Origin of the sequence: Streptomyces wedmorensis (assembly GCF_000716445.1) — a bacterium.
GTDB lineage: Bacteria > Actinomycetota > Actinomycetes > Streptomycetales > Streptomycetaceae > Streptomyces > Streptomyces wedmorensis.
On sequence record NZ_JNWK01000037.1, the window covers coordinates 21,950 to 35,096 of the forward strand.

The following is a 13,147-nucleotide window of genomic DNA, read 5'->3' on the forward strand; positions in this document are numbered from 1 at the left end:
AGTGGCCATGGGGAACGGGTGGCTCCGGCGGAGCGCGGGCGTACGGGAGCGGGCACGAGCACGGTCGGACCGCGGGCCGACCGGCCTGAGCCTCCTGCCCTGGCTCCTGATGGGGCTCGGCGCACTCTCCCACCTCATCGGCGGCGAGGCGCCGAACCCGTGGATCGGCGGCCTCGGACTGCTCGCCTTCAACACGCTGTACATCGCGGTCGTCTTCCGCGCCTTCGACGCGCGCACCAGGGAAGCCCCGCTGACCTGGGTCCTCCTGGCCGCCCTCGGCGCACTCACCTTCGCCCTCGCCATCGGCTACGGCCGGGAGTGGCTGCTGTTCTTCCCCCTCCTGGGCCTCGCCGTCGGAGCCGTCGTACGCCGGGGACGCCTCCTCACGACGATCGCCCTGCCGCTGGTCGTGGCCGCCGGCCTGGTGACGTTCTGGCGGGACGGCTGGGACTCCTTCGGCATCGTGTACGGCACCTTCATCTCGGTGATGGTCACCGCGACGATCCTCGCCCTCGACGAGACGGTCCGGCAGCTGCGGGCGACCCGGGAGGAACTGGCCAGGACCGCCGTCGAGAAGGAGCGGCTGCGCTTCTCCCGCGACCTGCACGACCTGCTCGGCCACACCCTCTCGGTGATCGTGGTCAAGACGGAGGTCGTACGCCGGATCGCCCCGCACGACCTCGACGCCGCCCTCGACCAGGTCCGCGACATCGAGTCGGTGGGCCGCCAGGCCCTCACCGAGATCAGGGAGGCCGTCACCGGCTACCGCGAGGGCAGCCTCGCCACCGAACTCGACCGCGCCCGCGACGCCCTCTCCTCGGCCGGCATCGAGCCGGTGGTACGCCGCTCGGGCCCCCTCCTGGAACCCTCCGCCGAAGCCCTCCTCAGCTGGGTCGTACGGGAGTCCGCGACCAACGCGGTCCGCCACAGCGGCGCCACCCGCTGCGAGATCGACGTCACCGGCACCACCGAACGCGTCCGCCTCACCGTCACCGACGACGGCCGCGGTCCCTCCGGCACCGCCCCGGGCAGCGGCCTCCGCGGCCTGCGCGAGCGGGTCGCGGCCGCAGGCGGCACCCTTGACTCGGGACCGGCCCCCCGGGGCGGGTTCCGGGTCACCGCGGAACTCCCCGTGGAGGCCCCCGGCCCGTACGAGGGGGAGCCGACCGAATGATCAGAGTCCTGCTGGCCGAGGACCAGGGCATGATGCGCGGCGCACTGGCGCTGCTGCTCGGCATGGAGCCCGACATCGAGGTCGTCGCCCAGGTCGGGCGGGGCGACGAGATCGTCGACGCGGCGCTGCTCTCCCGCCCCGACGTGGCCCTCCTCGACATCGAGCTGCCCGGCCGCTCCGGCCTCGACGCCGCCGCGGACCTGCGCGACGAGACGCCCGACTGCCGCGTCCTCATCCTCACGACCTTCGGCCGGCCCGGCTACCTGCGCCGGGCCATGGAAGCCGGCGCGGTCGGCTTCCTGGTCAAAGACGGGCCGGTCGAAGAACTCGCCGAAGCAGTACGCAAAGCACTGCGCGGCGAGACCGTCATCGACCCCGCACTCGCCGCCGCGGCCCTCAGCGCCGGCCCCAACCCCCTCACAGCACGCGAACGCGACGCCCTCGCCGCCTCCGTGGACGGCGCGACGATCGCCGACATCGCCGCCGGCCTCCACCTCTCCGAGTCCACCGTCCGCAACTACCTCTCCTCCGCCATCGGCAAAACCGGCACCCGCAACCGCATGGAAGCCGTCCGCGCAGCCCGCCGACAGGGCTGGCTGTGAACCCCGTACCACCCTCCGCACCGCCACCGTGCGGCCTCCGCCCGCCGCCGTGTGGGCGATCGTCCCGCTGGGGCGGGACGGGTGGGCACACGGGACGGCGCCCTCGGCGGCGCCTCCGCCCCCTGCGCCCTGCGCCCTGACCCGCACCGGTACGGCGTCGCACTCCCGGTGCGGGTTCAGACTCGGAAGCCTGGGCCCGGCAAAGGGCGCCGTCCGTTGTGCCCACCCGTTCCGCCCCAGCGGAACGAATGCCCACAACGGGCGGGACCGGGGGTTGCGGGCGGGCACCGCCCCAGCGGAACGAATGCCCACAACGCGGGCGGGCGGGGCAGCCCGCAGCGGGAGGGGCGGGGCCCGGAAGGCGGGGGGGGGTCAGGCCTTGCGTAGGAGGGTGACCAGGGCGGCGCCGCCGAGACCGATGTTGTGGGCGAGTCCGACGCGCGCACCGGCCACCTGCCGGCCCCCCGCCTCACCCCGCAGCTGCCAGACGAGTTCGGCGGTCTGGGCGAGCCCGGTCGCGCCGAGCGGGTGGCCTTTGGAGATGAGGCCGCCGGAGGGGTTCACGACCCAGCGGCCGCCGTACGTGGTGGCGCCGGACTCGACGAGCTTGCCGGAGGCGCCTTCCTCGCACATGCCGAGCGCCTCGTAGGTGAGGAGCTCGTTGATGGAGAAGCAGTCGTGGAGTTCGACGACGTCGACGTCCTCGATGCCGAGCCCGGAGCGTTCGTACGCCTGACGGGCGGCGGCCCGGGACATGGGGCGGCCGACGGCGTCGATGCAGGAGCCCGAGGCGAAGGAGTCGTCGGTGTCGGTGGTCATCGCCTGGCCGGCGATCTCCACCGCGCGCCCCCGCAGCCCGTGTTCGTCGACGAAGCGTTCGGAGACGACGACGACGGCGGCGGCGCCGTCGGAGGTGGGCGAGCACTGGAGTTTGGTGAGGGGGCGGTGGACGGTCTTCGCGGCGAGGATCTCGTCGACGGTGTAGACGTCCTGGAACTGGGCGTTCGGGTTGTTCGCCGAGTGCTGGTGGTTCTTGGCGCCGACGGCCGCGAGCTGCACCTCGGTCGTCCCGTACCGCTCCATGTGCTCGCGGGCGGCGTTGCCGAAGATCTGGGCGGTGGGCGGGGACGTCTCGAAGCCGTGGGCGGCGGCCATGACGCCGTAGTGCCGGGCGACGGGGGAGGTCGCGAAGTCTCCCGCGCCGGACCCGCCGCCGAGGGCGCCCCTGGTCATCTTCTCGAAGCCGAGGGCGAGGACGCAGTCGGCGATGCCGCCCTCGACGAACTGGCGGGCGGTCATGAGGGCGGTGGAGCCGGTCGCGCAGTTGTTGTTGAGGTTGTAGACGGGGATGCCGGTGAGGCCGAGTTCGTAGACGGCGCGCTGTCCGGCGGTGGAGGCCTGGAAGCAGTAGCCGACGGCGGCCTGTTCCACGCGCGCGTAGGGGATGCCGGCGTCGACGAGGGCCGCCGTGCCGGCTTCCCGGGCCATGTCCCAGTACTGCCAGTCCCGGGTTTCGGGCTTCTCGAACTTGGTCATGCCGACACCGACCACGTACGCCTTGGTCATCTGTCTCTCCCCCTCGTTCAGTCTCTCGGCAGGCCGAGCAGGCGCTCGGCGACGACATTGAGCTGTACTTGTGTGGTGCCGCCCGCGATGGTGAGGCAGCGGGACATCAGCAGGCCGTGGACGGCCCGTTCGCCGGGGCCCTCGCGCACGGCGCCTTCGGGGCCGAGGAGTTCGAGGGTGAGTTCGGCGAGCTTCTGCTGGTGGAGGGTCTGGACGAGTTTGCGGACGCTGGCGCCGGCGCCCGGTTCGAGGCCGGACACCTGGAGCAGGGTGGTGCGCAGGCCGATGCACGCGAGCGCGTGCGCTTCGGCGAGGAGGCCTCCGACCCGTACGCGTACGGAGTCGTCCTCCCCCGCGGCCCGTTCGATGAGCGCTTCGAGGCCGGTGTCGAAGGCGACCTGGTCGGCCATGTGGACGCGTTCGTTGCCCAGGGTGTTGCGGGCGACCCGCCAGCCGTCGTTCACCTCGCCGACGACGGCGTCGGCCGGGAGGACCGCGTCGTCGAACCAGACCTCGTTGAAGAGGGACTCCCCGGTGATCTCCTTCAGCGGCCGGACGTCGATCCCGGGGGTGTTCCGCATGTCGACGAGGAAGTAGGTGAGCCCCTGGTGCTTGGGGGCGGCGGGGTCGGTGCGGGCGAGCAGGATGCCGTGGTGGGCCCATTGGGCCGCGCTCGTCCACACCTTCTGCCCGTTGATCCGCCAGCGCCCGTCCTCCGTGCGCTCGGCGCGGGTACGGAGGGAGGCGAGGTCCGAGCCGGCGCCGGGCTCGGAGAACAGCTGGCACCAGAGGCGCTCGCCGCGGAGGGTCGGTCCGAGGTGCTCGGCCTGCTGCGCGGGGGTGCCGTGGGCGAGGAGCGACGGTACGACCCAGGTGGCGATCCCGAGCCCGGAGACGGTGATCCCCGCCTCGTCCAGCTCCCGCTGGACCGCGAGCTGCTGGAGGGGCCCCGCCCCCAGTCCGTACGGCTCCGGGAGGTGCGGAGCCGCGTAGCCGGTGGGCGCGAGGGTGCGCCGGGCGGCGGCCGGGTCGAGTCCGGCGGCGGGTGCGAGGGCCGCGCGGGCCGCCGTCCGGTACGCGTCGGCTTCCGGCGGCAGGTCGAGTCGCAGGCCCCGCCGGACGCCGTCGGCCGCGTGGCGCAGGGCGGCGAGCCGGTGGTGGTCCCCCGTGCCGAGGAGCTGGCGGGCGACGACTGCCCGCCGGAGCAGGAGGTGGGCGTCGTGCTCCCAGGTGAAGCCGGTGCCGCCGAGGATCTGGATGCAGTCCTTGGCGCAGCCGTACGCCGCGTCGAGGGCGGTGGCCGCGGCGAGCGAGGCGGTGAGCGAGCGCCCCTCGTCGTGTCCGGCGGCGGCGCGGGCGGCGTCCCAGGTGAGCGCGCGGGCCTGTTCGAGCCGCACGAGCATGTCGGCGCAGAGGTGCTTGACGCCCTGGAACCGCCCGATGGGCTGCCCGAACTGCTCGCGGGTGCGGGCGTGTTCGGCGGCGGTCTCGACGGCGCGGGCGGCGGTGCCGCAGGCGTCGGCGGCGAACAGGACGGCCGCGAGGTCCCGTACGAGACCGGCGAGGGTCTCGGGTCCCTCGTCGAGGACGAGTTCGCGGGCGGCGGGGACATGGGTGGCGCGGGCGGTGACCTCGGCGGTGGGCCGGGTCGGGTCGGCGCTCTCCTGCGGGCGGACGGCGAGGCCGTCGGTGTCGACGGCGAGCCAGACGCCGCCGTCCGCGGTGGTCGCCCGCAGGATCACCAGGTCCGCCTGGGCGCCGCCGAGGACGGGCGGCGCGGTGCCGTCGAGGAGGTGTCCGCTCGCGGTCCGTACGGCGGTCAGGGTTCCGGTCCCGCCGAGCGCGACGGCCGCGATCCGCTCCCCGCGGGCGATCTCCCCGGCCTGCTCCGGGCGCCCGGCCCTGTGCAGGATCTCGGCGGCGAGCACGGAGGGCAGGTACGGGCCGGGCAGCAGGGCCCGCGCCGCTTCCTCCACGACGACGACGAGGTCCCCGAGGCCGCCGCCTCCGCCTCCGGACTCCTCGGGCAGGTGCAGCCCGAGGAGCCCCTGTCCGGCGGCGGCGTCCCAGTAGGCGGGCCGGCCGGTGGCGGTGTCGGGGACGTCCAGGTGCTTGCGGACCTCTTCGGGTGGTACGGCGCGGGTGAGCCAGCCCCGGACGGATCGGGCGAGCTCCCGCTGTTCGTGCGTGATGGCGATGCCCATGCGGCGCAGACTAGAACACGTTCCATTCTGACGGAAGGTCAGAAACGAGATGGGAAAAGCCTGCATGACGCAGGGGAAATCGCGGTAGAGTCTTCTGCGTGGCACAGAGAATGTGCTGCGCAGCCACTATTGAAGGGGGAATCCCATGCTCACCGTCGCCGTCACCGGGGCCACCGGAGCCCAGGGCGGAGCCACCGCCCGCAGCCTGCTCGCCGCCGGCCACCGGGTGCGCGCCCTCACCCGCCACCCCGACTCCCCCGCCGCCGGCACCCTGCGCGCCCTCGGCGCCGAGGTGCGGTTCGCGGACTTCGACGACCGCTCCTCGCTCGACACCGCCCTCGCGGGCGCCGACTCCCTCTTCGCCGTCACCGCCATCGAGGCGGGCGGCGAGGTCGAGGTCCGGCAGGGCACGGCCCTCGTCGACGCGGCGGCGGGCGCCCGTCTCGGCCATGTCGTCCTCACCTCCGTCGCCCACGCCGACCGCGACACCGGCGTCCCGCACTACGAGAGCAAGCGGACGATCGAACGGCACCTCCGCGCCTCCGGCACGCCCTGGACGGTGATCGGCCCCGCCGCGTTCATGGACAACTACGCCGGCGGCTGGACCGCCGACGGCCTGCGCGGGGGCACCTTCGCCTGGCCGATGCCGGCCGGCCGGCCGCTCGCCCTCATCTCCTCCCGGGACATCGGCGCCTTCGCCGCCCTCGCCCTCCAGCGCCGCGAGGACTTCGCGGGCCTGCGCGTCGACATCGCCGCCGACGAGCGCACCCCCGGCGACATGACCGGCATCCTCGCCGCCGCCCTCGGGCGCCCGGTCTCCTACGAGGAGGTCCCTCTCGCCTACGTCCGCACCCGGTCCACCGACCTGGCCGCGATGTTCGCGTACTTCACCACGTCCGGCCTCGACGTCGACGTCGCCGCACTCCACCGCGACTTCCCCGAGGTCGGCTGGCACAGCTTCCCCGACTGGGCCCACGCCCAGGACTGGACGGCCATACTCACGCCAGGACCCAGGCCCGAGGCCGCTCACCACTGACACCACTGGCACCACCGGCACCACCGACACCCACCGGAGGATCCCGCATGGACCCCAAGGCCAAGCCCATCGGCTACCTGCTCAACCGCACCGACGAGGCCCTCACCCGCGTCATGGACGGCACGCTCGCGGAGTTCGGCCTCACCCGCGTCGCCTGGCAGGTCCTCAACCTCGTCGGAGAAGGCGACGGGACCGAAGGCGACGGGACCACGGACACCGAGGTCCTCTCGGTCCTCTCCGCCAACGCGGACACCCCCACCCTGACCGCCGCCGTCGACACCGTCCTCGCGGACGGCTGGGCCACCCGCCCCGCCCCGGGCCGGCTCGCCCTCACCCCCGACGGCAGCCGCCGCCTGGCCGAGGTCGCGTCGCACGTCGCCGCGTTCCGCACCCGGTCCGTCGACGGCATCACGACGGACGAGTACCGCACCGCCGTCCGCGTCCTGGAGCGCATGATCGAGAACCTGGAAGGGCCGCGCCCCTGACCCCGGCACTGTGACAGCATCCCCGCGGAGACCGAGCAGCCGCACACAGGGGGCGAGATGGGCGCGAGTTGGACCGCATTACTGATAGCCGTGGTGGGCGTGGCGGGAACGCTGGGAGCCGCGCTGCTGACACAGAACCGCGCGGACCGCACCAAGCGCATGGAGCTCCAGGCCGCCGCCGAGCAGCGGCGCGAGGAACGCGGTCACGCCGAGGAACTGCTCAGGGTGGAGCACGCCCGACAGGCGCAGCGCGAGAGCCTGGAGCGTCGGCGCGCCTGCTACATCGCGCTGAACACCGCCACCCGCCAGTACCTGACGGCGATGAACAACCATCTCCACGCACTCCGCCGGGGCGCGGACGCCGCCGTGTCCCTGGAGCAGCTGGAGACGGGCCGACTGTCCTACCGGGACATCTACGCGGAGGCCCAGATGATCGTCCCGGACTCGGTGTCGCGAGCCTCCAGCGCGGTCAAGAGACGTCTGAACAGCGCGTACAGCGAGATCAGGGTGTACGAGACGGACCCCTCCGCGCACGCGGAGGAGCTCGCGGCCATGGAGGCACGGCTCCACCAGGAGGTCTGGCCCTACCTGGGGGCGATGAAGAAGTCGATGCGCACCGACCTGGGCGTCGACGACTGAGCCCGACCCGTTGTCAGTGGTGCCTGACACGCTGTCCGTACAGCCGGGCAGACACAGTGAGAGCGAGCACGCCATGGGCACCTGGGACATCGGCCCCTTCGACAACGACACCGCCGCCGACTTCTCGTACCGGGTGGACGAGGCACCGGTGGAGAAGAAGGCGGAGGTGCTGCGCACGGCCTTCCGCGAGGTGATCGAGACCGGCGACGAGTACCTGGACGCGGACCTGGCGGACGAGGCGATCGCCTCGGCGGCGCTGCTCGCGGCCCAGTGCCCGGGCGGCGAGCCGGTCACGACCTCGTACGGCCCGAAGGACCCCCTGCCGCCCCTCCCGGGCGACCTGCGCCCGGAGGCCGTGGCGGCGCTGGACCGGATCCTCACCGAGCCCTCCGAGCTGCTCGAACTCTGGGAGGAGTCGGACGGCGAGGAGTGGAAGGCAGAGGTCCGGAAGCTGCGGGCGGTCCTGGCGGGGGCGTGACCGAGAGGGGGAGGACGGGTGTGGTTCGAGGGCGGCGCGTAGGGCACGATGGGCGCGCGTACCCGCGTACCCGCCAGTAGGAGGACCCGCCCATGGCCGCCGAGCCCACCCCCGAGATCCTTGCCGCCTTCGAGGCGGCGAAGGGCTTCATGCCCGTGGTGGAGGGGCTCGCGCTGTACGACGCCGCCACCGGCGCCGCGAAGCTCGGCCTGCCGCTCCTGGAGGTCGGGACGTACTGCGGCCGGTCGACGATCCTGCTGGCCGACGTGGCGCGGCAGGCGGGGACGGTCGCGGTGACCGTGGACCACCACCGGGGCAGCGAGGAGCAGCAGCCCGGCTGGGAGTACCACGACGAGACCGTCGTCGACTCCGAGGTGGGGCGCATGGACACGCTGCCCACCTTCCGCCGGACCCTGCACAAGGCGGGCCTGGAGGAGCACGTCGTGGCGGTGGTCGGTCGTTCGCCGCAGGTCGCGAAGGTGTGGGGCGGGCAGCTCGGCCTGGTGTTCATCGACGGCGGGCACACCGACGAGCACGCCACGAACGACTACGAGGGCTGGGCCCCCAAGGTCGCCCCCGGGGGCCTGCTCGTCATCCACGACGTCTTCCCGAACCCGGAGGACGGCGGCCAGGCCCCGTACCGGATCTACCTCCGCGCCCTGGAGTCGGGCGACTTCGAGGAGGTCTCGGTCACCGACTCGCTGCGGGTGCTCCGCCGCGTGGGCTGAGGGCCGATCACTCCGTGGGTCCGGCGGCCGGCCGCCCCATGGGTCCAGCGGCCGGCCGCCCCCGCGGGCTGACGGCCGGCCGCCACCGTCCTTCGGTCGTACCTCGTCCGATCGGGCCGCGTCCGATCGGCCTCGTCCGGTCGCGCCTCGTCCGGTCGCGCCGGGTCAGTACCCGGAGGTCACGTAGAGGCAGTTGGTGTAGCTGTAGCCGGGTTCGATCTTCGCCTTGCTGGACTTGGTGTCGCCGGCGGTCGAGCTCCCGGTGGACGCCCGCTTCTGGAGGAAGTGGTAGTCGCCGGCGGGCAGCAGCAGGGTCGCCTTCGGGTACTTCGAGGACGGCCCGGTGCAGGCCTTGATCTTCTTGCCGTTCGAGAAGATCGGCCCCGGGTACTTGGTGCAGGTCCCGCACGCCTTGAGGGTGACCTTGCCGGTCATCGGGCCGGTGTAGAGCAGCTCGACCTCTCCGGGGCCGTCGTTGCTGACCACCATGACCATCCGGGTGCCCTCGGGGACGTCCGCCGGGGGCAGGCTCCGGCCGGCCGCCGGCTCCTCGTCGGCGATCTCGGCGGCGATGGCGATCGAGCGGGCGTGCGCCGCCCGCGGGCTGCTCGGGTACGCCTTGGCGTACTCGGTCATGGTCGTGACGGCTCCGGTGTAGTCCTTCTTCTTGAACTGGTCGGTCCCGCAGGTGAACTCGCCCGTCTGGACCGCGTCGGCCGCCTCCTTCGCGGCGCCCTGGAGGGACGGGTCCGACATGTTGTCCAGGGAGGAGCGGAGCGCGCGCAGCTCCTCGGTGGTGTCGCAGGGCGCGGAGCCCCCGGTCAGCGCGGTCGTCCTGGTCTTGATCGCCGCGCGGACGGCCGGCTCGACGCGGGTCGCGTGGCTCGACTTCGGGAACGTCTTCAGGAGTTCGTTGAGGCTCTCGCTGGCCGTCGGGTCGGCCGTCCGCACGCCGAGCGCGGCGGTCCCGCACTCGTAGAGGGACTCGGCGAGCGGATCGTCCGTCTTGGCGGGCCGGGAGCCGAGGAGCTGCTTGTCGACGGTGCCGGGCAGCTCCCGCAGGTACTTCAGCGGCGGAACGGCCTCGCAGTACTGCTTCTTCCCGTACGGGGCGGAGACGGTCGCGTAGTAGGCGTCGAGCCGCTCGGGAACCAGCTTTCCGGCCCGCGACCCCGCGTGCCGCGTGCCGAGGTCCTCGTACGCGGTGAGTGCCGTGCGCAAGGTCGGCTCGGCCTTGTCGAAGGCGAGCCCGTCGGCGGACTTCACGAGGGCGTCCGCCTCCGCGAGCAGTTCGAGCAGCGCCTGCTCCTTCGCCTCGTCCCGCGCCGCGCCGTACGCGAGCGAACCGCCCGCGGGCACGGCCAGGAGCACGAGGGCGAGCGGCAGCGCGAGGCGCCGGAACGACGCCCCGACCCGGAGCGTGGCCCGCAGTCCGCGCCGTGCTCCGTCCGCGGCGGCGGCGAGCAGGAACACGCCGTAGCCGACGAGCACGCCCACGGGCACGCCGTCGACGTCGGCCGGAAGCGCGAACACCAGTAGCGCGGCCGTCGCCAGCCAGCAGAGCGCGGCACCGACCCAGTTGCGGAGCAGCACGTAACCGAGCCCGAGGCAGGAGAGGTTGAGCAGGCCGATCATCGCCGCCTGCGCCGCGTTCGCCTCCCCGCGCGGCTGCGCGGGCGGCTGCGGCCCGTACCCGGGCGGCGGACCGTATCCGGGCGGCCCGTACCCCGGCGGCGGCCCGTACCCGGGCGGCGCCCCGGGCGGCGGCGCCGCGACCCCACCGCCCGACCAGCCGGGTGCGGACGCGGGCCCGGCCCCCTCGCCGTGGCCGGGCGGGACCTCGCCCCCACCGCCGGACGGCGCGCCGAACGCGAGCGTGGGCGTCCCGGGAGCGGCCGGAACCGTGGCCGGTGCCGCGGGTGCGGGGGCGGCCGGGGTCGCGGGAGCGGCCGAGGTCGGTGCCGGGGTCGTGGGCTTCGTCGGGTTCGGAGCGGTCCACGGCGGCTCGGCGGCTCGTGGCGGGCCCTCGGGCGCAGGCGGCGCGGCAGGTGCCGGAGTCCGCGGGTCTGCCGGGGCTACCGGGTACGGCGGGTCTGTCGGATCTGTCGGATCTAAGGTTCTGTCGTCCGGGATGCGGTCGGACGGTTCGGGACGTGCGTCGTTCGGCTCTTCCCCCACCACGGTTCCCCCTCGTGGTCCATGCGCGGTGACACCCCACCGCCGCTCTTCTCACCTACCCTTCACCGTCCGCGCACACGCGTCCGCCGTTCCGGGAAGCGGTGACAAACCTGCGACCTTCGCCCTGCGGGAATTCGCGCCGCCCAGGGCCTAGAGTCGCTGGGTGCCGTACGACCACCGGAACACCGCCCGCCGTGCTCTCGCCCTCGCCCTCGCCGCCACGGGCTGCTGCGCCGTACTCGCCGGATGCGGGGCCTCGCAGGCCTCGCCGTCCTCCGGAAAGGCCCAGGAGACCCAGCGGGCTCAGGAGACCCGGCAGGCACAGGGCGCCGAGTCCCGTCCCCCGCTCGCCTCCGCCGACCCGACGCCGACCCGGTCGCCCCTCCCGGCCGCCGGGGGGGACGGATCCCTCGCCGGCCGGACCGTCGTCATCGATCCGGGTCACAACTCCGGCAATTTCCGTCATTCCACGGAAATCAACCAGAAGGTGGACATCGGGACGACCCGCAAGGAGTGCGACACCACCGGCACCTCCACGGACGCGGGGTACACGGAGGCGTCGTTCACGCTCGACGTCTCGCACCGGTTGCGGGACCTCCTCACGGCGCGCGGCGCGAAGGTGGTCCTCACCCACGACGCCGACCGGCCGTGGGGCCCGTGCATCGACGAGCGGGCCCGCATCGGCAACGCGGCCCGCGCCGACGCCGTGGTCTCCGTCCACGCGGACGGTTCGGCGGTCGGCCACCGCGGCTTCCATGTGATCCTGCCCGCACGGGTGCGCGGCGGATCGGCGGACACCGCCGCGATCGTCGGGCCGTCCCGGGCGCTGGGCGAGCGGATCGCGGACCGGTTCGCCCGCGCGACCGGAACGTCCCCTGCCAATTACCTCGCCGGCGGTACGGGGTTGGACGTGCGCGACGATCTCGGCGGCCTCAATCTGTCAACCGTGCCCAAGGTCTTCGTCGAATGCGGCAATATGCGTGATCCGAAGGATGCGCGGCTGCTCACGTCATCGGCGTGGCGGCAGAAGGCGGCACAGGGGATCGCGGACGGCATCGCGACCTACCTCGAGGGGTAGAACCGGCGGGCGATAGATTCGCTCCGTACGATGGGGCCGCCCCCGTGCCATGGGACCCCGAGTGCCACCCCCGACGCGACGACCGACGAACGACGAAGGACTCTTACGTGAATATCCGCTCCCTCACCCGAGGCGATGGCGTGCTGATCGGTGCAGCGGTGGTGCTGTTCATCGCCTCGTTCCTCGGCTACGCCAGCTGCGACGGCCCGGCCTCCATCTGCGACCAGATCGACACCCCGAACTCCTGGGAGGTGTCGCCCCTCGGCTGGGGCTCGTTCCTCCTCGGCATCGCCGGCGTCGCCCTGGTGGTCCTCTCCCACGGCCTGCCGCAGCAGCGCAAGGTCGTCGGCCTGGAGCTGAACCAGGTCGGTGCCGCGTTCACCGTCGCCTCCGCGTGGACCCTGCTGATGTGGGTCTTCGAGGCGACGAACGCGGGCGCGGGCCTGATCCTCGGCCTGATCGCCGCCCTGATCGCGGCCGGTGCCGCGGTGGCCGGTCCGCTGGTTCCCGCGCTGAAGGCCCCGCTGGTCGGCGCGCCGAGCCCGCAGACCCCGCACCCGTACGGCATGCAGCAGGGCCAGCCGGGTCAGCCGGGCGTTCCCGGCGGCTACGGCTACCCGGGCGCGCAGCACCCGCAGTACGGCGGGCCGCAGGACCCGTCGCAGGGTGCGGGCCAGCCGTTCGGCGCGCAGGCCGCCGCTCCGCAGCCGCAGGCCCCGCAGCAGCCGGAGCCGCAGGCCCAGGCCCCGCAGCCGGCGGGGCCCGCCGCCGACTTCGCGCCGTTCTGGTTCGCCGTGCCGGTCGCCCGTCCGCTGTACGCGGAGGACGGCTCGCAGGCGCCGATCGCCGAACTGGCGCCCGGTACCTGGTACCTGGCGGTCGAGCAGCGCGGTCCGGCCCTGGTGGCCCAGACGCAGGACGGTCGCCGCGGCGTCCTCCAGGACACCACGGGCATCCAGCGCGGCTAGTTCCCGCGCGG

Annotated in this window: 12 protein-coding genes; 9 read left to right on the top strand and 3 right to left on the bottom strand. The window is 73.7% G+C overall.

What is annotated here, in order from left to right; genetic code table 11:
• The first annotated feature begins 7 nt into the window (after positions 1 to 7).
• Both OO54_RS26515 and OO54_RS26520 read left to right on the top strand, forming a co-directional pair.
• A complete protein-coding gene (locus tag OO54_RS26515; protein WP_051787196.1) occupies positions 8 to 1,174 on the top strand; it encodes a sensor histidine kinase in 1,167 nt (388 codons plus the stop codon).
• Positions 1,171 to 1,776 carry a response regulator transcription factor gene (locus OO54_RS26520; protein WP_033207267.1) on the top strand — a complete coding sequence of 202 codons (606 nt, stop codon included), beginning with the start codon at positions 1,171 to 1,173 and terminating at the stop codon, positions 1,774 to 1,776. The genes OO54_RS26515 and OO54_RS26520 overlap by 4 nt, the downstream gene beginning before the upstream one ends.
• 372 nt (positions 1,777 to 2,148) lie before the next feature.
• Here the strand turns inward: OO54_RS26520 and OO54_RS26525 are convergent, their stop codons facing one another.
• Together OO54_RS26525 and OO54_RS26530 are read right to left on the bottom strand one after the other, a co-directional pair.
• Positions 2,149 to 3,342 carry a lipid-transfer protein gene (locus OO54_RS26525; protein WP_033207268.1) on the bottom strand — a complete coding sequence of 398 codons (1,194 nt, stop codon included), beginning with the start codon at positions 3,340 to 3,342 and terminating at the stop codon, positions 2,149 to 2,151.
• Positions 3,343 to 3,359: 17 nt separating this feature from the next.
• A complete protein-coding gene (locus tag OO54_RS26530) occupies positions 3,360 to 5,546 on the bottom strand; it encodes an acyl-CoA dehydrogenase family protein (RefSeq protein ID WP_033207269.1) in 2,187 nt (728 codons plus the stop codon).
• A gap of 145 nt (positions 5,547 to 5,691) precedes the next feature.
• Between OO54_RS26530 and OO54_RS26535 the strand changes: the two genes are divergently transcribed.
• From OO54_RS26535 to OO54_RS26555, 5 genes are all read left to right on the top strand, one after another.
• The gene (locus tag OO54_RS26535) at positions 5,692 to 6,582 is read left to right on the top strand and encodes an NmrA/HSCARG family protein (protein WP_033207270.1); all 891 of its coding nucleotides are present in this window, start codon (positions 5,692 to 5,694) and stop codon (positions 6,580 to 6,582) included.
• 47 nt (positions 6,583 to 6,629) lie between these two features.
• Positions 6,630 to 7,067: a MarR family winged helix-turn-helix transcriptional regulator gene (locus tag OO54_RS26540; RefSeq protein ID WP_033207271.1), complete on the top strand. Its 438-nt coding sequence runs from the start codon at positions 6,630 to 6,632 to the stop codon at positions 7,065 to 7,067.
• Between the two features lie 57 nt (positions 7,068 to 7,124).
• The gene (locus OO54_RS26545) at positions 7,125 to 7,706 is read left to right on the top strand and encodes a hypothetical protein (protein WP_033207272.1); all 582 of its coding nucleotides are present in this window, start codon (positions 7,125 to 7,127) and stop codon (positions 7,704 to 7,706) included.
• Positions 7,707 to 7,779: 73 nt separating this feature from the next.
• Complete coding sequence (locus tag OO54_RS26550) at positions 7,780 to 8,184, top strand: DUF4259 domain-containing protein (protein WP_017239037.1); 405 nt, start codon at positions 7,780 to 7,782, stop codon at positions 8,182 to 8,184.
• Between the two features lie 92 nt (positions 8,185 to 8,276).
• A complete protein-coding gene (locus tag OO54_RS26555) occupies positions 8,277 to 8,912 on the top strand; it encodes a class I SAM-dependent methyltransferase (RefSeq protein WP_033207273.1) in 636 nt (211 codons plus the stop codon).
• Between the two features lie 165 nt (positions 8,913 to 9,077).
• Here OO54_RS26555 and OO54_RS41705 read toward each other — a convergent pair whose 3' ends face one another.
• Positions 9,078 to 10,547: a tol-pal system YbgF family protein gene (locus OO54_RS41705; RefSeq protein ID WP_063738329.1), complete on the bottom strand. Its 1,470-nt coding sequence runs from the start codon at positions 10,545 to 10,547 to the stop codon at positions 9,078 to 9,080.
• A 706-nt stretch (positions 10,548 to 11,253) separates the two neighbouring features.
• Here OO54_RS41705 and OO54_RS26565 point away from each other — a divergent pair.
• Both OO54_RS26565 and OO54_RS26570 read left to right on the top strand, forming a co-directional pair.
• Positions 11,254 to 12,168 (top strand): N-acetylmuramoyl-L-alanine amidase, encoded by a 915-nt coding sequence (locus OO54_RS26565; protein WP_033207274.1) that lies wholly within the window; start codon positions 11,254 to 11,256, stop codon positions 12,166 to 12,168.
• Between the two features lie 107 nt (positions 12,169 to 12,275).
• Positions 12,276 to 13,136 carry a DUF5336 domain-containing protein gene (locus OO54_RS26570; protein ID WP_078905351.1) on the top strand — a complete coding sequence of 287 codons (861 nt, stop codon included), beginning with the start codon at positions 12,276 to 12,278 and terminating at the stop codon, positions 13,134 to 13,136.
• Positions 13,137 to 13,147: the final 11 nt, after the last annotated feature.

What these genes read in the sequence shown, in the direction of transcription:
- OO54_RS26515 (WP_051787196.1), top strand. Translation starts at nt 8, where the DNA reads ATGGGGAACGGGTGGCTCCGGCGGAGCGCGGGCGTACGGGAGCGGGCA.
- OO54_RS26520 (WP_033207267.1), top strand. Translation starts at nt 1,171, where the DNA reads ATGATCAGAGTCCTGCTGGCCGAGGACCAGGGCATGATGCGCGGCGCA.
- OO54_RS26525 (WP_033207268.1), bottom strand. Translation starts at nt 3,342, where the DNA reads ATGACCAAGGCGTACGTGGTCGGTGTCGGCATGACCAAGTTCGAGAAG.
- OO54_RS26530 (WP_033207269.1), bottom strand. Translation starts at nt 5,546, where the DNA reads ATGGGCATCGCCATCACGCACGAACAGCGGGAGCTCGCCCGATCCGTC.
- OO54_RS26535 (WP_033207270.1), top strand. Translation starts at nt 5,692, where the DNA reads ATGCTCACCGTCGCCGTCACCGGGGCCACCGGAGCCCAGGGCGGAGCC.
- OO54_RS26540 (WP_033207271.1), top strand. Translation starts at nt 6,630, where the DNA reads ATGGACCCCAAGGCCAAGCCCATCGGCTACCTGCTCAACCGCACCGAC.
- OO54_RS26545 (WP_033207272.1), top strand. Translation starts at nt 7,125, where the DNA reads ATGGGCGCGAGTTGGACCGCATTACTGATAGCCGTGGTGGGCGTGGCG.
- OO54_RS26550 (WP_017239037.1), top strand. Translation starts at nt 7,780, where the DNA reads ATGGGCACCTGGGACATCGGCCCCTTCGACAACGACACCGCCGCCGAC.
- OO54_RS26555 (WP_033207273.1), top strand. Translation starts at nt 8,277, where the DNA reads ATGGCCGCCGAGCCCACCCCCGAGATCCTTGCCGCCTTCGAGGCGGCG.
- OO54_RS41705 (WP_063738329.1), bottom strand. Translation starts at nt 10,547, where the DNA reads ATGATCGGCCTGCTCAACCTCTCCTGCCTCGGGCTCGGTTACGTGCTG.